This window comes from Photobacterium lutimaris (assembly GCF_003025555.1).
GTDB lineage: Bacteria > Pseudomonadota > Gammaproteobacteria > Enterobacterales > Vibrionaceae > Photobacterium > Photobacterium lutimaris.
In genome coordinates this window covers 186,628-209,068 of sequence record NZ_PYMH01000009.1, presented here as the reverse complement: position 1 = coordinate 209,068, position 22,441 = coordinate 186,628, and the positions used below count along the sequence as shown (strand labels likewise).

Genomic DNA, 22,441 nt, shown 5'->3' with positions numbered 1-22,441 from the left:
CAGCGGCCGGTTAAAACCAAGCCTGCAGGGCCAGTTTGATGGCCAAAATAATCACCACGGTGACAAAGACAGGCCGGATGAAACGTGCGCCGAAGCGTATGGCGGAATGGGCGCCGATATAGGCACCGATCATCAAGCAGACGCCCATTGTCAGGCCCAGTATCACATTAATATGCCCTAAGATAGCAAAGGTCACCAGCGAGGTCAGGTTACTGGTAAAGTTCATGGCCTTGGCAAGGCCTGATGCCATCAGGATTTCAAGGCGGTAAAGCGCCATGTTGGATACGGTCCAGAAGGCACCAGTGCCGGGGCCTGCCACACCGTCATAGAATCCAAGGCTTATTCCCTGTAGCCATTGCTTCTTGGTCAGACTGGCGGATTTCTCCGGTAGGCTGCGGTTACTTCCTTTGGGATGCGGGTGCCAAATTGTGTAGATAGCGGCAGCGAGGATGAGCAGCGGCAGTATTTTTTCCAGCCATTCGGTGGAAAGCATGTCAACGACCAAGGTACCGCCTGTTGCACCTATCAAGGTAGCGATGAAAGACTGCCGCCAGAACGAGGGTGAAAACAGCTTCTTCTTATAATAAGTCCAGGCAGCCGTCGATGAGGCAAATGTTGCCGCGAGCTTGTTGGTACCTAATGCTATGTGGGGCGGTAGACCAATAGACAGCAGAGCTGGGACGGTCAGCATACCGCCTCCACCTGCGACAGCATCGATAAAACCGGCGAGTAGGGCTACCAGTCCAAGTACGAGCCACATTCCCGGCTCCAGCGTTTCAATCATGACCAATCATCGACGATTAGACGTGTTCGATAACACGTTCAAAAGGGGGCAGTGAGTCGAGTAAGGCTTTGCCGTAGCGTCTGGTGATCACCCGGCGGTCGAGCAGCACGACTCGACCCGTATCCTCTTCTTTACGCAGGAGGCGGCCCACGGACTGGATCAGCTTCTTGCTGGCTTCCGGTACCGATATTTGCAAAAACGGGTTGCCGCCACGGCTTTCGATGTACTCGGCATGCGCTTCCTCCACCGGCGAGGTGGGTACGGCAAATGGAATTTTGGTGATAATCAGGTTTTTGAGTAAATCACCCGGTAAATCAAGCCCTTCGGAAAAGCTTCCAGTACCAAAGAGAATGCTGGTTTTACCTTTTTTACAGTTCTCTTGATGTTTTTTTAGAATAACATGGCGCGATTCCTCACCTTGGATGAGCAGGTCCCAGCGATTCTTCTTGGCCAGCGGGCGTAGTTTGTCGGCTACTTGGTTCATCTGCCAATAGGAAGAAAACAAGACTAAACTGGCCGTTTCACCCTCGAGGTACTCCGGCAGGGTGTCGATGAGCAAATCGGTAAATTTGTCTGCTTGTGGCTCGAGAGGCAGGGCCGGGATCACGAGACGGGCGTTGTTCTGGTAGTCAAACGGCGAGGCCAAAGCCAAGAACCGGGTGGCTTCTTTTTCATAAATGCCGGCTTGGCGGCAAAAATAGTCGAATTGATTCAAGGCCCGCAGGGTTGCCGATACGAGAATGGAGCCGACAGCACGGCTCCAGAGTAATTGGTCGAGGCGGTAGCCGACCTCAAGCGGGGAGACTTCAATAATGTAGTCATTCTCGCGGTCTTGGCTTTTTTCTATCCAACGTGCAAGCGGGGCGCCTTTGTCCTTGTTGGGCTGGGCCATCAAGTTCCAGACTTTCTCAAGGTTTTCAAGTCGCTGTAAATAAAAGCCTGATTCGGTAAGCGCTTGCTCACCGAGTCTTGGTAAGATTTCATTGTCTTTCGTGCGCTCGGAGATCAAATCGTGGATTTTACCGAGTGCCTGCAGCGCTTTCTTGCTGGCATCTTTACAGCCCTTTGCTTCTTCTTGCAACCATGTGGGAAGTTCACCATGTTCAAAACGGTAAACACCGTCCTTATTGAAATGGGTATCGTCGATATTGTTGGCAATTTGCCGCAGTGAAGGGATCAGTTGGGCGATATTCTCGCTCAGTGCGGTCTGGAATCGGCCCGATTTCTTGTAATCTGCCAGCTCTGCCAGTTTACCGACGGATTGATTGAGCTTCTCCAACCAACTTGCGGCCCCTTTAAGGCTGGCCGCCGCCGAGGAAAAGTCCCGTGCAACCTGAGGCAAATGGTGTGCTTCATCAATGACATAGATGGTTTTTTCGGGTTCCGGTAAGATGATGCCGCCGCCCAATTCTATGTCAGCCATCAGCAGGGCATGGTTGGCAATAATGACATCCGCTTTTTCCAAGTGCTCACGGGCCTTGGCAAACGGGCAGTCCCGGTGTTTGGGTAAGCCGGCATGGCAGCTATGCTTATCGGCAACGATTTGCTGCCAGACACGATCAGGGATGGTGGTTGGCCAACTGTCCCGGTCGCCATCCCACTTTCCGCCTTCTGTGGCTATCAACATCCGCTTCAAAAGATCTAAATCAGACTTTTTAGGTTTTTCATCCCATAGGCTAACTTGCTGATTATCATCGCTATTGCAGCTGGCTTCCAATTTATGGTTACAGCAATAGCGCTGACGGCCCTTGGCCAAGATAAAACTGAACTCTTTGGGATAAATACGGTTGAACAGCGGCAGGTCTTTATTGATGAGCTGCTCTTGCAGGGCGACGGTTGCCGTGGAAATGAGTACTTTTTTGTTGTTGAACACCGCAAACGGGATAGCCCCTAACAAGTAGGAGAGTGATTTACCGATCCCTGTGCCAGCTTCGCCAACCAACATACGGTGTTTGGCGTGGTATTCACCGCCCAAAGTCTTGGCTATCTCGGCGACCAGATAGTTTTGAGCCCTTCTAGGTATAAAGTTATCGAGCTGGTTGCCCAGGTTCTCATAGCACTGCTTGATATCACTCTTTATCTGGTTGTGTAGCATAACTGAAACTTCATAGGGACAGGGCTGAGCATTATAGCATGAACATCTGAATGTGACTGCTCGCAGGTTTTTGAGCTTTGCTTGTTAAAAATGAGAACCAGTTCACGAAATAAGATTGAACTAGTTAGGTGGGGATCTGTGGTGGGGGTTTTGAGCGTTAATCCACCACAAATTACTGCTAAGCATGGTGTTTTGTGCTTCTATTTGCTGTTTTTTGATAATTTTACAGTTTTTTGTGTTGATAATTTGCGTGTTACTTTTTTATGAATAAGAATTTTTTGCATAAAAACAATGCTCAATTAGCATTCGCTTAGGGTGTAAGTTGTTGAATTTGATGGTTGTTGATGTTTTTTTAGTTTGGATTTAGAAGATTTGACACAAAGAGGAATCTTCTGTCAGGATGAGCCCCATAAATTTCGAATCTTTAGCTTTCTTATTGCGTTATATGTTTATAAGGCATGGGAAGTTGGGGAATAAAAAGAAAAGGAATTCTGGAAACAGGAATTCCAGTCTAAATAAGAAAAGGCAGTGGATATCATGAAAAAGACTCTTCTAGCACTATCAGTACTAGCAGCAGGTTCAGCGCAAGCTGGCATCAACCTATATGACGCAAATGGCGTAGTTGTAGACCTTTCTGGTGCAGCTGAAGTTCAGTACATTCAGAAAATTCAAGACAAAGACAACAACAATGACGCTGGTCTTCGCCTTGATGACGGTGACCTACAGATAAACACCACTATCGCAGTAACTGATCAGCTAAACGCAGTGGCGGGTATCGGTTTTGCGTTCGAAGACCGCGAAGTAACTAACGATGAACTATGGGTTGGTCTTGGTGGCGATTTCGGTACGCTAACATTTGGTCGTCAGCTATACATCATTGATGATGCAGGCATCGGTAAAGATTACGAGCTAGGCTTCGAGCAAATCAACTTTGTTAAAACCGAAGGTGATGAAGCAATCAAGTACGTATTCGACAACGGTCAGTTCTACTTCGGTATCTCTCATGACCTAGATGCTCAAGGTAATGACTTCCAAGGTGACGATGGTTCTGTAACTGATGGCCGTATCGGTGCGCGCTTTGCTGATTTTGACGTACGTGCTTACTACTACACAGCATCTGATCTTGATGTTGATGGTAGCCTAACGGATGTTGACGGCTATAACCTTGAAGCTGAATACGTAATGGGTCAGTTCGCATTTGCAGCTTCTTACGGCAACGTAGAATACAAAGATGTAGCATCTGGTCTTAAAGACGATGTTGATCTAATCGAGCTAGCGGGTTCTTACACTATGGGCAAAAACACTTTTGCACTAGGTTACAACCGTGCTGACTTCGATAGCGAAACTATCGACAACGTATATGCAAACATCACGCACCAGCTACACAGCAACGTGAAAGTTTACGGTGAGCTTGGCTGGGCAGATGCAGACGATGCTGACCTAGATGTAGGTTACCTAGTAGGTATGGAAGTAGTATTCTAATCGTCTTTTTCGGTTAAAAACTCTCCTAAAAAAGCCGCCTTTCAGGCGGCTTTTTGTTATCTTGGTAATGACAAAATTGTGTCATCACAGTGAGTAAGGGATTTGCAATGAACAAATGGTTAGTGACCCTTGGGCTATTGGCACTGCCAATGGGCCTACAGGCCGCCATACTGAGTACCGGCCAGAACATTAAACTGCTGGTGGTTGACGGTAAAAAGATTGAGTCTTCTTTCTGGTCTGAAGCTGACAGCATTGATTTGACCGAAGGCCGCCATCAGGTGGTAGTGCGCTTTGATGGTGAGCTCAAAGATGGCTCGAAGAGCAAGATGTACACCACCCGGCCATATCTGTTTGAGATGGATGTGCCCAAACAAGATGCCACCATTGTCTTGCCACGTTTGAGCAGCATGAGCCAGGCCAAAGCCTATTTCCAGCGCGGCCCGCAGTGGCAACTTGAGTTGGCCGATGGGACCACGAAGGCACTTGAGCATGTTGAGCTGCAAGGTAAAGGCTTTGCCGCTTACAGTGACATGGAAGGCTTGGTTGCCGAGTATAACCGCCAACACGGTATTACTTTTGAAGAAGGTTACGCGGTTGATCTAGAACAGACAGTCGTAGAAGTGAGCGATAAAGGGGAAGTCAGTATTACCGGCGATGCCTTTGTCCAGCTCAAGCTTTGGTACAGCAAGGCCAATGCGGAAGAAAGAGCGGCGTTTGAACAGTGGGTCAAACAGCAGTCTGCACCTTAATGTTCCTGGTGTGTTAGGCAAAAAGCGCTATTCACTAACGCCGAGCAAGTAATACACCAGCCAGTGAACAATAGGCGGGAAGGCCCGCTTATTGTTGTATTAGCTGTCGTGGTGGTAGCGGCTGTGCTCGCAGCAGCTGCTGCAGCGCGGCTGAGCAGGATCTTTCTCGAGATCTTCAATCGCGATTTCTTCTTCGCAATCAACACACAGACCATACATTCCCAGTTTTACTGAGCAGACTGCCGCATCTACGCGTTCCATCCGGATCGCTAAATCGAACAAATTGGGAATGAAGGAAGATTTTGCCATCACGATTAATTCGCTCAGCTCCGCGTTCTCAATCGCTGTTGCCGACGGCACTAAAGTGTTGAGCAGCATCTCGTGCTTGAGCTCGCGTGACAACATACCGTGTTCTTGTTCCAGGCGCTGCTGCAGCTGCTCGTAAAGTTTATCTGACGTTGTCATAAGCCTTTTATTTTTTTATTAGTGATTATTTCAGTCTAAGACGATTCTTGAGAACGATTGTGATTTGAATCAAACAATTATGGGGTTGTATGACAATAACCTTAAATTCTCTCGGTTTTTGTCGCAGTACTATTCCGCTATATTGGCTGCACAAATAAATGGCGGCCCACGAGCCGTGAAAACCTAATCAGTCAATAAAGGAAGTCTACCATGGAGCAGGGAATTCAAGATCCGTATAACGTTAAATATTTCTTCGGCTTTGTTGCCGTGTTGGCGCTGCCGACACTACCCGCTATCTTGACTTGGGTTAGCATGCTTACTTCGTAAGTATTGACGAGCGCCCCTGTCATGACATGAATGCCAACAATTCATTCCGACAAGATTTGGATTGTTGGTATTTTTGTTTTAGCTGGTAAACTCGTAGTAAAGGGTAAAGAGCCGTTTCGCTATGGTAAAGAAAGCACTTCTGTTGTTATGTGGCTGGGCCTGCGTTGCCTTAGGGCTCATTGGGGCCTTTCTGCCATTGTTACCCACTACGCCGTTTTTGCTGCTGGCCAGTGCCTGTTTCATGCGGGGATCGCCCAGGATCAACAATTGGTTACTCAACCACCCGAGATTTGGCCCCATTTTGCAAAACTGGCACCATCACCGCGCAGTGTCCAGGAATGTAAAGCGGCGGGCCAGTATCATGATTGTGGCCAGCTTTACCCTGTCCATTTATCTCGTTCCCTTGTTGTGGCACAAAATCATGCTGTTAACCATGCTGGTTGTCTTGCTGATCTGGTTTCATCGCTTGCCAGAGCGCGATCACCCCACGGCATAGGGGGAGTAGCAGGTCCTTCGTTACTGCTTGATGATATCTGGATCATCCTCTGGGCGTGAGAGTGTTGCAATCCTTGCCCCGCCATGGGAAAAAAACTACTATTTGAACCAGTTTTTTTGGCTGTGTGTCATCATGCGGCCGCATTGTTTATTGGAAAATTATTATGACTCAAGAAAAGCTCGCGTTGATCAAAAATAGCATCAAGTCCATTCCGGATTACCCAAAGCCAGGGATCCTGTTCCGCGATGTGACCAGCCTGCTGGAAGATCCGGAAGCATACCGTGCGACCATGCAGATCCTTATTGATCTGTATAAAGAGAAAGGAATTACTAAGGTCATTGGTACTGAAGCGCGTGGCTTTTTGTTCGGTGCCCCGTTAGCTCTCGAGTTGGGCGTGGGTTTTGTACCAGTACGTAAGCCTGGCAAGTTACCTCGCGAAGTGATTGGCGAAAGCTACGAGTTGGAGTATGGCCAGGATACGCTTGAGATCCACGTTGATGCGATCAAAGAAGGCGACAAGGTCTTGTTGGTCGATGATTTGCTGGCAACTGGCGGCACGATCGAAGCGACAACGAAGCTGGTACGCCGCTTGGGAGGGATCGTTGAAGATGCTGCTTTTGTGATCAACCTGCCGGATATCGGTGGTGAAGAGCGCCTGAAAGGGATTGGCCTGAACGTGTTCAGCATCTGTGATTTCGACGGCCACTAATTTTTCTTCTATTGATTTAGCCATTTCGCTTACCTCCGAGTCATACTTCTCGGTGGTAGTTGGCTAATCATTGGGCGCTCGTTGGAGCGTCCTCTCGCTCAAAAATCCTCCCTGTGCTAGCATTGAGTTCTTGATTCTGTAAGGTTAGTTAACATGAGTTATCAGGTTCTGGCTCGTAAATGGCGCCCGCACCAGTTTGATGATGTGGTCGGTCAGTCCCATGTCTTGACGGCACTGGCCAATGCGCTTGCCCATAACCGTCTTCACCATGCCTACTTGTTCAGTGGAACAAGAGGGGTAGGTAAAACCACGATTGCCCGTATTTTTGCCAAAGGCCTGAACTGTGAGCAAGGTGTCACAGCCTCGCCATGTGGCCAATGCGAAACCTGCCGTGAAATCGATGAAGGTCGTTTTGTCGATTTGCTGGAAATCGATGCGGCATCACGTACCAAGGTAGAAGATACCCGAGATCTACTCGATAACGTCCAGTACAAGCCAGCGCGTGGCCGCTACAAGGTCTACCTGATTGACGAAGTGCACATGCTCTCTCGTCATAGCTTTAACGCCTTGCTGAAAACGCTTGAAGAGCCGCCTGAATATGTGAAATTTATTCTGGCGACTACCGATCCGCAAAAACTGCCGGTGACTATCCTGTCCCGCTGTTTGCAGTTCCATCTCAAGCATCTGGACAATAGCCAGATCCAGACGCAGCTGGAAAAGGTTCTGGGCGAAGAGCATGTTGAATTCGACTCTCGGGCGCTGGGATTGATCGCTCGGGCAGCCGAAGGCAGTATGCGAGATGCGTTGAGCTTGACCGATCAGGCGATTGCGCTGGGTAATGGTCAGGTTCAGGCGGACGCCGTGTCGGAAATGTTGGGGACCCTCAATACCGAACAGGCACTTTACCTGCTTGAAGCCGTTGCTGGCGGTGAGGCACAGCCCGCGATGGGATGTCTGGAAGAGCTCGCCTCGGTCGGTGTGGAATGGGACAGCTTGCTTCGTGAAATGGCGATTCAGCTTCACCGTGTTGCGATGCATCAGGCCCTGCCAGCCTCGCTGGATGACAGCGCTCCGGATGCATCGCGAATTAGCATGCTGAGTCAGTCGGTATCACCGCAAGAAGTCCAGCTGTGCTACCAAATTGCTCTTCAGGGACGGCAGGACTTGGCTTTTGCCCCCGACGGCCGGACCGGATTGGAAATGGTGTTACTTCGTATGCTGGCCTTTAGGCCGGTATCGGTTAATGCTGTAACGCCGCAGCCTATCGCTGTTCCAACGACGCAGCCAGTCGCGGCACAGCCGTCGCAGGCCCAAGGGCAGGGTATTCAGCGGGTGCAGGCACTGAAAGCACAAATGAATGGCGGTCAGGCGGCTACCCCGCAGCCTCAACAGATGGCAGCGCCGGCTCCGCAGCAGAATATGCCACCACAGGGGGTGTCGCAGCCGGCACCAGCGAGTCATTCATATGTCAATCAGTCACCTGAAAATCAGCCTCCGGCTCATTATGCGTCACAGCCACCAGCGGGTTATGAATCAGCTGGCACAGCACCAAGCTATCAGCCTGGACAGACTCCGCCACAGCAGCAAATGGCTCCTGCTGCACCAGCACCAGCACAAGCCCAACCAGCGTCGGGAGCGGCACCTAGCTCTGCGGCATCAGGGTTGCTGGCGGCAAGAAACCAGCTTCGCAGTAAAACCAAGCGTGACGGCAATGCGCCGGATAACGGAAAAAAGGGTGAACCGGTACGGGCTAAAAAGGTTGCAAGCAGCAGCGTACTTGATCGAATTGCCAGCAAGCAAAATGGTCAGGTAACGGCGGCTGGAAATGCGATGCCGGTACCGGGTGCACCGATAACAGCGGCAGCGCAGGCTGACGCCATGGATCAGCAAGGCGATCATGCCTCTGAGTACCAATGGCGCCCGACCACGCTTCCTGAACGGACCGAGACTCAGCAAGTCGTTGCTCCGAAGCTTTTGAAACAAGCCTTAGAGCATGAAAAGACACCTGAGATGGTGAAATTGCTTGTCAATGAAGCAGCAAATCAGGATAGTTGGTCGGATTGGGTGACCAAGCTGCAAGTTGGACGTATGGTTCAGCAGTTGGCACTTAATTCGGCGTTCGAAAGAGAAGGTAATCGGGTGAAATTATGTCTCCGCCCTTCTCAGCAGCACTTGAATACTCCCAAGGCACGGGAGCAATTGGCTGTGGCAATGAGTGAGCTTTTTGCCGAGACCGTGTCGTTGGACGTTGAATTGAATGATAAAGGCCGCTCGCCCCTTGAATGGCGGGAGGTGATATATCAGCAGAAATTGGATCAGGCCAAGCAGAGCTTAATGTCCGATCCGAACGTTAATTTCATTTGTCAGCGGTTTTCTGCTGTACTTGATGAAGATAGCGTAAGACCCTTATAGATTAACCAGACCACAGAGAGAGATGATATGTTTGGTAAAGGCGGTATGGCTAACATGATGAAGCAGGCGCAGCAGATGCAAGAGCGCATGCAGGAAATGCAGGAAGAGATCGCAAATATGGAAGTGACCGGCGAGTCTGGTGCTGGCCTGGTAAAAGTGACTCTGACTGGTAGCCACAGTGTACGTCGTGTTGAGCTGGATGAAAGCTTGATGGAAGACGACAAAGATATGCTGGAAGATTTGATTGCGGCTGCGTTCAACGACGCCGCTCGTCGTATCGAAGAAGCGCAGAAAGAAAAAATGGCAGGCGTAACCGGTGGTATGAACCTACCAGCCGGCTTTAAGATGCCATTCTAATTAATGCGTACCAGTCACTTACTGGAACAACTGATGGAGGCCTTACGGTGCCTGCCTGGGGTCGGTCCCAAGTCAGCGCAACGTATGGCCTTCAGTTTGTTACAGAGAAATCGACAAGGTGGCCTGCAATTGGCTGACGCTCTGAGCAAGGCAATGACCGAGATTGGTCACTGTCGCGATTGCCGCACGTTTACTGAAGAAGAGGTTTGTGCAATATGCTCCAACCCGCGTCGTCAGGAAAATGGTGAGATCTGTGTGGTGGAGTCACCGGCAGATATCGTGGCGGTAGAAGCAACGGGGCAGTTTTCTGGCCGATACTTTGTGTTGATGGGACACCTGTCACCACTCGATGGCATTGGTCCTTCGGACATCGGTCTGGATACCTTGGAGTTTCGTTTGCAAGGCGAGCCGATCAACGAGTTGATCTTGGCGACGAATCCGACGGTGGAAGGTGAAGCGACCGCTCATTACATTGCTGAGCTATGCAGTGAGTATTCGATCCCAGCTTCACGGATTGCCCATGGGGTACCTGTAGGCGGTGAGCTTGAGCTTGTCGATGGTACGACGTTGTCCCACTCCTTGGCGGGACGACAGAAGCTTTACTGACAGATATAAAACTTGTTTTATATAAAGTTATTTCATAAAAATACCAACAGCAACTGTTGGTATTTTTTTGTCATTTTTTCAATATCTTGCCTTATCAATTACTTAAGAAGCCAATTTTAGATGCTTTAGAGTGGTAAAGATTAATTTAGATTTTAGTTAAAGTTGTTTTCTAATAATTTCTATCAAAATATTCTTTAATAGAATTTTTGTTCCTAACTAATTGTTTTCATGTATTAAATAATAGCGTTACTTGCCGGATAACAATTATTGATGGTTGTAAATAAACCGTCATTAACGGCGTATCAAATAAAAAATTTAATACTAAGTTTTCGACTATTTAAGGTCAGGGAACGATTAGGAGTGAACATGAAAAAGACAGTAGTTGCAGCCGTGATCGGCTCGGTAGTGGCTAGTGCGTCAGCAATGGCGGCAGAGGTTTATAAGTCAGATGATCTATCTGTTAACGTATACGGTAACCTTCGTGCCCGTTACGAGACCACTGACAATGGCCTGATGGGCGCAGACAGTACTTTCACCGGTGAAGGTACAGAGCTTGGCCTAAGCATCAATTACTTTATGGACAATGGCATGTACATCAATGGTGATGTACTGAAAGAGTTCAATATCATCCCTGAAGACGGTGATGGCTTTGATGATGAAGACTTCTTGAAGTTCGGCTCTGTGGCTATCGGTGGTGACTTCGGTGAGTTCCGCATGGGTCGTATGTCAGCGGTACAAGATACGCTGGCAGGCCAATATGATATTTCATGGGAATACGGCGGTACAGCAAACATCAAATCTGATAGTGCTGCGACTGACCGTTTGACCAACGGTATCCAGTACAAGATTGATATCAATGACTTTACTGTTATGGCTCAATACCACACTGGTACCGAAAGCAGCAGTGTCGATATCGACCAAGCGTTTGCATTAGGTGCAGCGTGGACCTCTAACTTTGGTCTAGGTCTATCTGGTACCTACACCCAGTCAGAGCGTACCGAGAAGAGTATCTACGGCGATGATAAAGACACGTCTTGGACCTTGAACGCCACGTATGAATGGCAGGCATTGTCTCTAGCGGCTATGTACTCTGATTACGACTTCGCAGGCGATGAGCAGACCGGTGTTGGTGCCATGGCCCGCTACGACTTCCCAATGGGTTTCGGCGTGTACGGTGTGTACGACTATGTTGACTACGATACACAAAACGACAAGCTCAACCAGTACACCATTGGTGCGGATTACTGGCTAACCAGCCAAGTTGTTTCTTATATGGAATACGCGGACCAGGACTTCGATAAAACTAACGCTGGTAAAGACGATAACGCATTCACAATCGGTATGCGCCTGTACTTCTAATATTAGATAATTGCTAGACTGTTCATTGTGTTTGGGGGAAGCGTGGCTTCCCCCCTTTTTTTATAGAGCCGCAATTTATTCACCTCTGTACTAATCCTCTATCTATTTTGTGAGAGATCTCTTACAAGCTCGTGGGAGATAACGGTGGTAAGTGTGAGAATATATTGTGCTTATAATCACATAGTATTGTTTTTGTTGGTTTTATTTTGTTTTTTGCTGTGTGCCAACCGTGTTGTCGGTACGAGTATCCCTCGAGGTTACTATTCTATTCGGCCTGTCGGCGTATAGTTGAAGGGGTCGGAAGGAACTGACGGAACGGAACAGGAAATACCCAAGGATTGGGGAGTCTCAGGATGAGACCGGTGTACCAGGACGGTATATCGAACAAGGACTGTGAAGGGATAGCCGAGGAACGGAAAGTGGTAAGCAGGATGTTTGCCAGTCAGGATGACAAAAGGACCACTTCAGGAAGAAGTCAGGGACCCCTCCAGGAAGGATGTTGAGCGTCAGGATAGGATATGCTGACAGGTCAGGATGGCCAATGGACAACTTCAGGACGAAGAATAAAAGGAATATGCTGACGGATTACAGCAATTCAACGGAATGATGCAGGGAGCACCATAGTAGCGGGACTGCTGCAAGTAAGACCTAAGGGCGCAACGAAAGTTGCGCCCGTTCTTGTTTTAGAGCGGCAAAAACGGCTCTAGGCCCTGGGCGCGAGGAAGAACTCAGAGCAAGATCTTGAAATCTAGTGGGCTTTTCTAAAATCTGCATCGCCCATCGCCCATCGCCCATCGCCCATCGCCCATCGCCCATCGCCCATCGCCCATCGCCCCCAAAAACAAAACCGCCCATTGCTGAGCGGTTAAATAGTCATTAAGTTCGAATGTTTGGCTTACAGCGAGTAAAGAATATGCGAGCCGTATGACAAGCTGGTCAGCAAGATGGTCTTCTCGTCAATAATATCCATTCTACGGCTCTGCTGGGCATCCATACGGTAGATCTGGTTGATGATCCGTAGGTGCTCCGGCTGGAAGTCCTCATTGGTGCCCGAGGTGATATCTTTAAACTCTTTGGGCTCGGTCAGTAGATACTTACCGCTAACATCCCAGTTACCCGATTCCGAAATATGAATGGTGAGTGGTTGTTCATTGGTGCTGAACAATCTCATCAAGGTGATCCGCGAATAGGTAAAGTTCGGTAGGTATACCACATGGCTGGTTTGCTCGACACGGCGCAGCATACCGAGTTGCTCCAGCTCGGTCGCTTCGATGCGGCTTACCGTCTTTGATTGCCATTCACGAGAGATCAGGAGTTGCTCTTGCTTGTAGTCGCTGGAGTAATATAGCCAAGCGCAGAACAGCACTGACAAGCCTAAAAGGATAAACGCCCAATACCGGTAAACAAAGTGTTTTGCTGACTGTTTGTGAGTATTTACTGACATATCGAAACATTGTCCTTATGGCTAGTCAACAAACGGAGGGTCACATTCTGTGCTGGATTATCTAACGAGTGAACATAGTTGACCCACAACTGAGAGTTTTGGCCACCAGACACAATGACTTCCATTGGACGTTTGTCTGCCGGGTGGTAGTCAAGATAGCTTTCAACGCATTGGGTGATCATACTTTCCCATTGCGTTAGCGAAGGGTGGTTGGCCGGGGTAAGGACCGGGATATCATCGACAACGGCAAAAGGCTCGAAAGCTGCTGACTTTGGTGGTATTCCAAGGTTAACAATAATAGGCAATAGCAGGGCAATCAGTACCAATACACCTGAGATGGCTGCCATCGGTAATGGGCGCTTTGGCGTCCGTGGGTGAGAAGCCACTGAATATGGTTTGGTTGCCGTAACTTGGTGGTTGTGTTCAAGCAGTTCGCGCTCAATATCGGACGGATCGTCCCGTTTTTCAGCTAGCGTATCTGCTTGTTCGGCACTGGCGCTAGAGGCAAGCTCTGACAACGATTCAACCATAGCAATCATCTGGTAGCCGCGTTTGGGTACGGTTTTGATGAACTCCGGCGATTTCGTCGAGTCTTTAAGTGCTTTTCTTAACGTCGAAATGGCTTGGGTGAGACTCGAGTCATCGACCTCAAAACCTTGCTCTCGCCATACATATTCATGCAGGCGGTGGCGGGTAATGATGGCTCCCGGTTCTTCGATCAGCAAACTGAGCGCCCGGCTTTCATTACTACCTAGTCGGGTGAGCTCATCACTCTCGTGTTGGTCAATTAAGCTATTATCGTATGGGTCAAACAAAAAGCGCTGACCAATTAGGAATTTACTTTCTAATTTATTCATTTTTAGCACCAAGGGTACATTCTTTGCGCACATCATACGCCGCTACCCTGAATCTCTTCTGAATATAAAAAATATAAAAACGGCTCTGAAAAAACATCAAAAACATAAAAGATGTATTTTAGGTTGAAATAGCGACGTTTGACCACATCTATATACTCAAGTCACTTGGGTTTTAGTGAAGAGTCAAGGAATGCTGCGTAAGGCATGCGGCTGTTTTAGAACCCTGAATGTTTATTGATACAAGTTTCGGAGTTGAAATGAGCGAACAAACTATCCACAAAAATAAGGAAACCCGCGGTTTTCAGTCTGAGGTGAAGCAACTGCTGCAACTAATGATCCATTCGTTGTACTCCAACAAAGAGATCTTTTTGCGAGAGTTGATTTCAAATGCGTCTGATGCGGCGGATAAGCTGCGATTCCGTGCGCTATCTCAGCCAGACTTGTATGAAAATGATGCCGAGCTTGGCGTGAAACTATCATTCAATGAGCAGGCCGGTACGCTGACTATCAGCGATAACGGTATCGGTATGACCCGTGATGATGTGATTGAGCACCTGGGCACGATTGCCAAGTCGGGTACCAAAGACTTCTTCGCCAAGCTGAGCGAAGACGAAACAAAAGACTCTCAGCTGATCGGTCAATTCGGCGTCGGCTTCTATTCGGCCTTTATCGTGGCAGATTCAGTGACGGTGAACACCCGTGCGGCCGGTGTTGCAGCCGATCAGGCCGTATCTTGGCAATCGGGTGGTGAAGGTGACTACACGATTGAAGATATCGAGAAAGAGAGCCGAGGTACCGAGATCGTGCTTCACCTTCGTGAAGACGAGAAGGAATTCCTGAGTGAGCACCGCCTGCGTGAGATCATCGGCAAGTACTCGGATCATATCGGTATACCGGTTCATATCCAAACTGTTGAGCGCGACGAGGAAGGGAAGGAAACAGGTCGTAAGTGGGAGCAAATCAATAAAGCGCAAGCGCTTTGGACTCGCAACAAGTCCGATATTTCCGACGAAGAATACAAAGAGTTCTACAGCCATGTATCCCACGACTTTGCTGAGCCGTTAACCTGGAGCCACAACCGCGTCGAAGGTAAGCAGGATTACACCAGCCTGCTGTACATCCCATCTAAAGCACCTTGGGATATGCACAATCGCGACAGCAAGCACGGCTTGAAACTATATGTTCAACGCGTCTTCATTATGGACGATGCTGAGCAGTTTATGCCGTCTTACCTGCGCTTTATGCGCGGCCTGATTGACTCGAACGATTTACCGCTGAATGTATCGCGAGAAATTCTACAGGACAACAAGGTGACTCAGTCACTGCGCAAGGCATGCACCAAGCGTGCCCTGACCATGATGGAGCGTCTGGCGAACAAAGACGCCGACAAATACCAAACATTGTGGAATGAGTTTGGTCAGGTACTAAAAGAAGGCCCGGTAGAAGATTTCACTAACCGCGAGAAGATTGCCAAGCTGCTTCGCTTTAGCTCAACCCAGGCTGAGACGGTTGAGCAGACTGTATCGCTGACCGATTACATCGAGCGGATGAAAGAGGGCCAGGACAAGATCTACTTCCTGACGGCCGACAGTTTCAGCGCGGCGAAGAACAGCCCGCACCTAGAACAGTTCCGCAGCAAAGGGTTGGAAGTCTTGCTGATGCACGATCGCATCGACGAGTGGCTGATGGGCCACCTGCCAGAATTCGATGGTAAGTCGTTCCAAGCGATCACCAAAGCCGACCTTGATCTATCAGCCTTTGAACAGGAAGAAGAGAAAGAGAAGCGCAAGGAAACAGAAGAAGCCTTCCAGTCGGTGGTTGAGCGAAGCAAAACGTACCTTGGCGAGCGAGTGAAAGACGTACGTACCACGTTTAAGCTAAAAGATACCCCTGCTGTTGTGGTGACCGACGAGAACGAAATGGGTACCCAGATGGCGAAACTGCTGGCTGCTGCCGGTCATGACGCACCAGAAGTCCAATACATCTTTGAGCTGAACCCTGAGCACCCATTGGTTATTAAAATGGCTGACGAAGCGGACGAAGACATTTTTGGCCGTTGGGTCGAAATGCTGTTGGGACAAGCGATGCTGGCGGAGAAGGGCACTATGGACGATCCGTCCCAGTTCCTGGCCGCGGTGAATAAACTGCTGGGCTAACGGCAGGAAAAAATAAGCCAGAGCAGGTAGGACTAAGGTCTAATCGCCTGTTACCGGCCTCAAATAGTATTCTGATACAGCATGTAATCGCAGCCCAGTCCGGGACTGGGCTTGCGACTATGCCGTAATCAGTGTATTTTTCACTTCTTTGAAAACTCCATTCAAATCTAAAGGGGAACAAGATGCGCATCATTCTTCTGGGCGCTCCAGGTGCAGGTAAAGGTACTCAGGCACAATTCATCATGGAGAAATTTGGTATTCCACAAATCTCTACTGGTGACATGCTACGTGCAGCAATCAAGGCAGGTACTGAGCTAGGTAAACAAGCGAAATCCGTCATTGATGCTGGCCAGCTTGTGTCAGACGACATCATCCTAGGTCTGGTTAAAGAGCGTATTGCTGAAGACGACTGTGCAAAAGGCTTCCTGCTTGACGGCTTCCCACGCACAATTCCTCAGGCTGATGGCCTGAAAGAAATCGGCGTTGAAGTTGACTACGTGATCGAATTTGACGTAGCTGACGACGTGATCGTTGAGCGTATGGCTGGCCGTCGTGCCCACCTCGCTTCTGGTCGTACTTACCACGCAATTTACAACCCGCCTAAGGTTGAAGGTAAAGACGACGTAACAGGTGAAGATCTTGTTGTTCGTGATGACGACAAAGAAGAAACCGTACGTGCTCGCCTAGGTGTATACCACGAGCAGACTGCTCCTTTGATTGCTTACTACAACAAAGAAGCAGACGCAGGCAACACGAAGTACCTGAAATTCGACGGTACTCAGCCTGTAGCCGCTGTAAGCGCAGAGCTAGAAAAAGCACTGGCTTAATCGCAAGCTGCTTAGCAAGTTCACAAGCGGGCTGACCATTGGGTCAGCCCGTTTTTTATTGCAGCAAAATGATCCAATTATTGCCTGATAAGGTATAACCGACTGAAAAGAAAACTGATACAGTTATACCAACCATAGTTGACTTGATTGGCCATTACCGCCGTTAGCGTGAAGGATGATATGAGCGAGCAAAGCATAGATAACAATAATCAAACCCGCCCGTATGGGGTGCTGCTAGTGAATCTAGGAACACCGGATGAAGCAACACCGGCAGGAGTGAAGCGATTCCTGTCTGAATTCCTTCATGACCACCGTGTGGTTGATATGAACCGCTGGCTATGGTGTCCGATCTTACACGGGGTGATTTTGCCGGTCCGCGCGCCGAAAGTTGCCAAGTTGTATCAGTCGGTATGGATGGATGAGGGCTCCCCACTGATGGTGTATTCGAAACGTCAGCAGCAGGCATTGCAAGACACCCTGGGTGTACCTGTTGAGTTGGGAATGACCTACGGTAGTCCGAGTATGCTTGATGGTCTTGATGCGCTCAAGCAGCAGGGTTGCGAACGCGTGTTGGTACTCCCTCTGTACCCACAGTACTCACGTACCACCACCGCGGCGGTATTTGATAAAGTGGCGAAAGTGCTGAAGGCGAGGGCCGAGATCCCAGAGTTGCGCTTTGTGAACCACTATTTTGACCATCCTGACTACATTTCAGCGCTGGCTGAATCAGTTACTGATTTTTGGCAAGAGAATGGCAAGGCTGATTATCTGCTGTGTTCCTACCATGGGATCCCGAAGCGCTATGCCGACAATGGCGATCCGTATCCTGAGCATTGTAACGGTACCACCGCATTGCTAGCTGAAAAGCTTGATATGCCGCGTGAGCAAATGAGTATGAGCTATCAGTCTATCTTCGGCCGTGAAGAATGGCTCAAGCCTTATACTGAAGGGACGATTCGAGAGCTGGCGCAAAAAGGAGTGAAGCGTCTTGATGTGATTTGCCCGGCATTTTCGGTGGACTGCCTAGAAACGCTGGAAGAGATAGCCGAAGGGTGCAAAGAGGTCTTTATTGAAGCCGGCGGGGAGAGTTTCAATTTGATCCCCTGCCTCAATGACAGCCCTGGCCATATCAAATTGATGGCTTCGCTGGTACAGCAACATAGCCAAGGGTGGTAGGGATTAACCTAATAGCGACCGAGTGTCGGCATAGCTTAACGCCCTGTATGGAAAACTTTCCTAGTTAGTAATAAAGCTCTCACATTCTGTGAGAGCTTTTTCTTTTTTGTTCTATATTCTGTGATAGAATTCGCAAAAATTTCTCAACAGACAGCTCATTGACATGAAATTTCCAGGCCAACGCAAATCGAAGCATTACTTCCCGGTCCATGCTCGTGATCCCCTTCTTAGTCAAGCCAAGCAAGACAAGCGACTAACACGTACGCATATTGTCGGTATTGACCAGACTCTGGTTGATATTGAAGCATGCGTCGAAGATGAATTCCTGGAACGCTATGAGCTAAGTAAAGGTCACTCGCTGGTGATCTCCGATGAGAAAGCCGAAGCACTTTACCGTGAGCTGAAAGAAAAAGAATTGATTAGCCACGAGTTTGCGGGGGGGACTATTGGTAATACCCTTCATAACTATTCGGTCCTGGCTGATGACAAATCCGTGTTGTTGGGTGTGATGAGTAAAGATATCGAAATCGGCAGCTATGCCTACCGTTATCTGTGCAACACATCAAGCCGTATGGATATGAACCACCTGCAGCCGGTCAATGGCCCTATCGGCCGTTGCTTTGCCCTGATCTCTAAAGAAGGTGAGCGAACTTTCGCGATCAACGAAGGCCGCATGAACCAGCTTGACCCAAGCAGCATTCCAGAAGATGTATTCAAACGCGCTTCTGCCTTGGTACTAACAGCTTACTTGGTACGTTGTAAAGACGGCGACCCAATGCCAGCAGCCACTATGCAGGCAATTGAATACGCCAAAAAGTACGATGTACCTGTTGTTTTGACACTCGGTACCAAGTTTGTGATTGAAGATGATCCACAGTGGTGGCGTGACTTCCTGCGTGATCATGTGACGGTTGTTGCGATGAACGAAGATGAAGCCGAAGCTCTGACCGGTGAATCTGATCCGCTGATTGCGTCACAGAAAACCCTTGAGTGGGTAGACTTGGTGCTATGTACCGCAGGCCCTGTTGGTTTGTACACTGCCGGTTACACCGAAGATGAAGCCAAGCGCGAAACGAGCCTACCGCTGCTGCCGGGTGAAATTCCTGAGTTCAACCGTTACGAATTCAGTCGTCCAATGCTCAAATCAGAATGTCGAACCCCGATCAAGGTGTACTCACATATTGCCCCGTATATGGGGGGCCCTGAGCGTATCAAGAACACCAACGGTGCCGGTGATGGTGCATTGTCTGCACTGTTGCACGACATGTCTGCTAACCGTTATCACAAAGATAATGTACCGAAGTCGAGCAAGCATCAGTTTGATTTCTTGACTTACTCGTCTTTCTCACAGGTTTGCTTGTACTCGAATCGAGTGAGTTACGAAGTACTGGCGCAGCACTCTCCGCGCCTGTCTCGCGGCCTGCCAGAGCGTGAAGACAGCTTGGAAGAAGCATACTGGGAACGCTAAGCGTCATCATTATGATATTGAGAGGGAGACAGCCACTGTCTCCCTTTTTTATGCCTGAACGATAAAGGATTATGTGCAAAGGGTATATTTTCTTGTTGATAATTAGAAAAATAACATAACCCCATCTACGCTTTATGAGCTTGTTCAATATGGAAATGGAGAAGAATATGAAGAAAAGTGCAGTGGCGTTGGTATTGGTAGGCAGTGTTTTCACTCCAGCACTATGGGCTGGGGTTAGTTTACCGGAAGGTACCCAGGAGTTCGGCTTGCAAGGTAGCTTAGATCTTGACTATGTCGATGATTATCTATTTGTGCTCAATACCTCTTACGGTTATTTCATACGCGAGAATTGGGAAATCGGCGGGGTGTTGGATGTTAACATGAGTGACAGCTCACAGCAGTTCCAGCTAGGTGCTTTTACTGAGTATAATTTTACCAATACTACTAACTGGGTGCCATATTTGGGCTTAGCTGCTCAAGTCGCCAACCTGTCTGGGAGTGATGGTGATTTTGACTTCGACTTTGAAGATGCGACTGCGATGACGCTTAAATTTGCAGGCGGGGTTAAGTATTTTGTTAACCCGCATGTAGCGATAAGTGCCGAGGTTAACTACAGCATCGCGACGGATGATATCAATGTGACTAAAGATGGCCTCGAAGACAGTTTCACTCGTTTCGTTTTCGGTACCCGCTTTTATTTCTGATCAAAAAAACAGCGAGAGCATCGGCTCTCGCTGTTTCCATCATGTTGCACTGCAGCCGTTAAGGTGTTGAATTAGTAAGCCTCATTGTGAACTGCTGCGACGGCACGGCCTGAAGGATCGGCACTGTTCTTGAAACTCTCGTCCCATTCAATGGCTTTCGCGCTAGAACAAGCGATTGACGGGCCACCTGGAACACATTTCGCTGCATCTTCTAGCGGGAACAGCTCTTCGAAGATCTCTCGGTACACATAAGCTTCTTTGGTGGTCGGCGTGTTGTACGGGAAACGGAATTTCGCCGTTTCAAGCTGCTGATCCGAGACTTTTGCTTCTGCAACCTCACGCAAAGAGTCAATCCAGCTGTAGCCTACACCGTCAGAGAACTGCTCTTTCTGGCGCCAAGCAACCGATTCTGGCAGGTAATGGCCGAAACACTCGCGGAGAATGTGTTTTTCCATCTTGCCATTGCCACACATCTTGTCTTCAGGGTTAAGGCGCATAGCCACTTCCAGGAACTCTTTATCGAGGAAAGGTACACGGGCTTCGATACCCCATGCAGCCATTGACTTGTTGGCACGGGCACAGTCAAACATGTTCAGTGCGAGTAGCTTACGGACCGTTTCTTCATGGAACTCTTGTGCGTTAGGGGCTTTGTGGAAATACAGGTAGCCACCGAAAACTTCGTCGGCACCTTCGCCAGACAGTACCATCTTGATACCCATTGCACGGATCTTGCGTGACATCAGGTACATCGGCGTCGACGCGCGGATGGTGGTGACATCGTAAGTCTCGATGTGGTAAATCACATCGCGGATAGCGTCCAGACCTTCCTGAACAGTATAAGTTAGTTCATGGTGAACCGTACCGATGCTATCGGCAACAACCTTCGCTGCTTTTAGGTCCGGTGCGCCTTCTAGGCCAATGGCGAAGGAGTGCAGGGTTGGCCACCAAGCATCTGATTCTTCGTTATCTTCGATACGGCGGGCGGCAAATTTTTTGGTAATGGCTGAAATCACTGAGGAATCCAAGCCACCAGAAAGCAGTACACCGTAAGGCACATCGGTCATTAGCTGGCGTTTAACAGCTCCTTCCAATGCATCAGACAACGCGACCTTATCCGTCTTAGCGTCAACCACTGCATCAAATTCCATCCAGTCGCGCTTGTAGTAGCGGGTTGGTTCGCCGGCTTTGCTCCATAGGAAGTGGCCAGGAGGAAATTCACTGATTGATTTACAAACCGGAACCAATGCCTTCATTTCTGAGGCTACATAGTAGTTACCATGCTCGTCATAGCCATGGTATAGCGGAATGATGCCGATATGGTCACGGCCGATCAGGTAGGCATCTTCCTGCTCATCGTATAGGATAAAGCCGAAAATACCGTTGAGGTAATCAAGTAGCTCGGGGCCTTTCTCTTTGTATAGTGCCAGAATAATCTCACAGTCAGATTCGGTCTGGAACGGATAGTCAGGGGCAAATTCAGCACGCAGCTCTTTGTGGTTGTAGATCTCACCATTTACCGCAAGGGCATGTGTTTTATCAGCATTGTAAAGTGGCTGTTCACCGCTGTTCAAGTCGACGATAGCCAGACGTTCGTGAACAAGAATGGCTTTATCTGATGAATAAATGCCAGACCAGTCAGGGCCGCGGTGGCGCATTTTTTTAGACATTTCCAATGCGGTTTGACGTAATGCCGTTGCATCACTCTTGATGTCTAGGATCCCAAATACTGAACACATACTACCTACCCCAAAATTAACTAAATGTTGCTATCCATGAAAATTGCCGGAATCAGCGTGGCGGTGTGCATCACCCGTTTTGTGGGTTTGCATTTCCGATGCGTTAGCACTTTGTTATGTGCTAGGCAGATCTTGGCCACATCATCGCTGTCCTTTCGTTAATTGTTAAAATTGCGTATTCAACAATGAATTGCAACCATCAATTTCAATTCGATAAATAAAAAGAGCTCTT

19 protein-coding genes are annotated in these 22,441 nt (G+C 48.8%); 13 read left to right on the top strand and 6 right to left on the bottom strand.

Features of this window, described 5'->3' with window-relative positions:
• Positions 1 to 10: 10 nt before the first annotated feature.
• Together C9I99_RS18245 and dinG are read right to left on the bottom strand one after the other, a co-directional pair.
• Positions 11 to 784 (bottom strand): sulfite exporter TauE/SafE family protein, encoded by a 774-nt coding sequence (locus C9I99_RS18245; RefSeq protein WP_166645391.1) that lies wholly within the window; start codon positions 782 to 784, stop codon positions 11 to 13.
• Positions 785 to 800: 16 nt separating this feature from the next.
• On the bottom strand, positions 801 to 2,879 hold the full coding sequence (gene dinG / locus C9I99_RS18240) for an ATP-dependent DNA helicase DinG (protein WP_107350279.1): 2,079 nt from the start codon (positions 2,877 to 2,879) through the stop codon (positions 801 to 803).
• Positions 2,880 to 3,416: 537 nt separating this feature from the next.
• On the opposite strand from dinG, the gene C9I99_RS18235 reads away from it, so the two are divergent.
• Together C9I99_RS18235 and C9I99_RS18230 are read left to right on the top strand one after the other, a co-directional pair.
• The gene (locus tag C9I99_RS18235) at positions 3,417 to 4,361 is read left to right on the top strand and encodes a porin (protein ID WP_107350278.1); all 945 of its coding nucleotides are present in this window, start codon (positions 3,417 to 3,419) and stop codon (positions 4,359 to 4,361) included.
• 107 nt (positions 4,362 to 4,468) lie between these two features.
• Positions 4,469 to 5,110: a YccT family protein gene (locus C9I99_RS18230; RefSeq protein WP_107350277.1), complete on the top strand. Its 642-nt coding sequence runs from the start codon at positions 4,469 to 4,471 to the stop codon at positions 5,108 to 5,110.
• 99 nt (positions 5,111 to 5,209) lie between these two features.
• On the opposite strand, the gene C9I99_RS18225 is transcribed toward C9I99_RS18230, so the two are convergent.
• Complete coding sequence (locus C9I99_RS18225) at positions 5,210 to 5,575, bottom strand: TraR/DksA C4-type zinc finger protein (protein WP_107350276.1); 366 nt, start codon at positions 5,573 to 5,575, stop codon at positions 5,210 to 5,212.
• Positions 5,576 to 6,023: 448 nt separating this feature from the next.
• Between C9I99_RS18225 and C9I99_RS18220 the strand changes: the two genes are divergently transcribed.
• The 6 genes from C9I99_RS18220 to C9I99_RS18195 all read left to right on the top strand — a co-directional run bounded on the left by C9I99_RS18220 (position 6,024) and on the right by C9I99_RS18195 (position 11,841).
• Positions 6,024 to 6,398 (top strand): YbaN family protein, encoded by a 375-nt coding sequence (locus C9I99_RS18220; protein WP_107350275.1) that lies wholly within the window; start codon positions 6,024 to 6,026, stop codon positions 6,396 to 6,398.
• A 163-nt stretch (positions 6,399 to 6,561) separates the two neighbouring features.
• Positions 6,562 to 7,107 (top strand): adenine phosphoribosyltransferase, encoded by a 546-nt coding sequence (gene apt, locus C9I99_RS18215; protein WP_107350274.1) that lies wholly within the window; start codon positions 6,562 to 6,564, stop codon positions 7,105 to 7,107.
• Positions 7,108 to 7,260: 153 nt separating this feature from the next.
• The gene (gene dnaX / locus C9I99_RS18210; RefSeq protein ID WP_107350273.1) at positions 7,261 to 9,519 is read left to right on the top strand and encodes a DNA polymerase III subunit gamma/tau; all 2,259 of its coding nucleotides are present in this window, start codon (positions 7,261 to 7,263) and stop codon (positions 9,517 to 9,519) included.
• 27 nt (positions 9,520 to 9,546) lie between these two features.
• Entirely contained in the window at positions 9,547 to 9,876 is a 330-nt protein-coding gene (locus tag C9I99_RS18205; protein ID WP_107350272.1) for a YbaB/EbfC family nucleoid-associated protein, read from the top strand.
• A 3-nt stretch (positions 9,877 to 9,879) separates the two neighbouring features.
• Positions 9,880 to 10,482 carry a recombination mediator RecR gene (gene recR, locus C9I99_RS18200; RefSeq protein ID WP_107350271.1) on the top strand — a complete coding sequence of 201 codons (603 nt, stop codon included), beginning with the start codon at positions 9,880 to 9,882 and terminating at the stop codon, positions 10,480 to 10,482.
• Between the two features lie 366 nt (positions 10,483 to 10,848).
• Positions 10,849 to 11,841: a porin gene (locus tag C9I99_RS18195; protein WP_107350270.1), complete on the top strand. Its 993-nt coding sequence runs from the start codon at positions 10,849 to 10,851 to the stop codon at positions 11,839 to 11,841.
• A gap of 895 nt (positions 11,842 to 12,736) precedes the next feature.
• Here C9I99_RS18195 and C9I99_RS18185 read toward each other — a convergent pair.
• Positions 12,737 to 13,285 (bottom strand): regulatory protein ToxS, encoded by a 549-nt coding sequence (locus tag C9I99_RS18185; RefSeq protein WP_107350269.1) that lies wholly within the window; start codon positions 13,283 to 13,285, stop codon positions 12,737 to 12,739.
• Positions 13,276 to 14,142, bottom strand: a complete 867-nt coding sequence (locus C9I99_RS18180; protein WP_107350268.1) for a winged helix-turn-helix domain-containing protein — start codon at positions 14,140 to 14,142, stop codon at positions 13,276 to 13,278. Before C9I99_RS18180 ends, C9I99_RS18185 begins: the two co-directional genes overlap by 10 nt.
• Before the next feature lie 257 nt (positions 14,143 to 14,399).
• Here C9I99_RS18180 and htpG point away from each other — a divergent pair, with 257 nt between their 5' ends.
• The 5 genes from htpG (at position 14,400) to C9I99_RS18155 (ending at position 20,473) form a co-directional block, all read left to right on the top strand.
• Positions 14,400 to 16,298, top strand: coding sequence for a molecular chaperone HtpG (htpG, locus tag C9I99_RS18175; RefSeq protein ID WP_107350311.1), 1,899 nt, complete (start codon positions 14,400 to 14,402; stop codon positions 16,296 to 16,298).
• Between the two features lie 182 nt (positions 16,299 to 16,480).
• Complete coding sequence (adk, locus tag C9I99_RS18170; RefSeq protein WP_107350267.1) at positions 16,481 to 17,125, top strand: adenylate kinase; 645 nt, start codon at positions 16,481 to 16,483, stop codon at positions 17,123 to 17,125.
• A 180-nt stretch (positions 17,126 to 17,305) separates the two neighbouring features.
• Complete coding sequence (gene hemH, locus C9I99_RS18165) at positions 17,306 to 18,301, top strand: ferrochelatase (protein WP_107350266.1); 996 nt, start codon at positions 17,306 to 17,308, stop codon at positions 18,299 to 18,301.
• Between the two features lie 163 nt (positions 18,302 to 18,464).
• Positions 18,465 to 19,769 (top strand): inosine/guanosine kinase, encoded by a 1,305-nt coding sequence (locus C9I99_RS18160; RefSeq protein ID WP_107350265.1) that lies wholly within the window; start codon positions 18,465 to 18,467, stop codon positions 19,767 to 19,769.
• Positions 19,770 to 19,936: 167 nt separating this feature from the next.
• The gene (locus C9I99_RS18155; protein WP_107350264.1) at positions 19,937 to 20,473 is read left to right on the top strand and encodes an outer membrane beta-barrel protein; all 537 of its coding nucleotides are present in this window, start codon (positions 19,937 to 19,939) and stop codon (positions 20,471 to 20,473) included.
• A gap of 71 nt (positions 20,474 to 20,544) precedes the next feature.
• Here the strand turns inward: C9I99_RS18155 and asnB are convergent, their stop codons facing one another.
• Positions 20,545 to 22,209 (bottom strand): asparagine synthase B, encoded by a 1,665-nt coding sequence (asnB, locus tag C9I99_RS18150; protein WP_107350263.1) that lies wholly within the window; start codon positions 22,207 to 22,209, stop codon positions 20,545 to 20,547.
• Between the last annotated feature and the right edge of the window lie 232 nt (positions 22,210 to 22,441).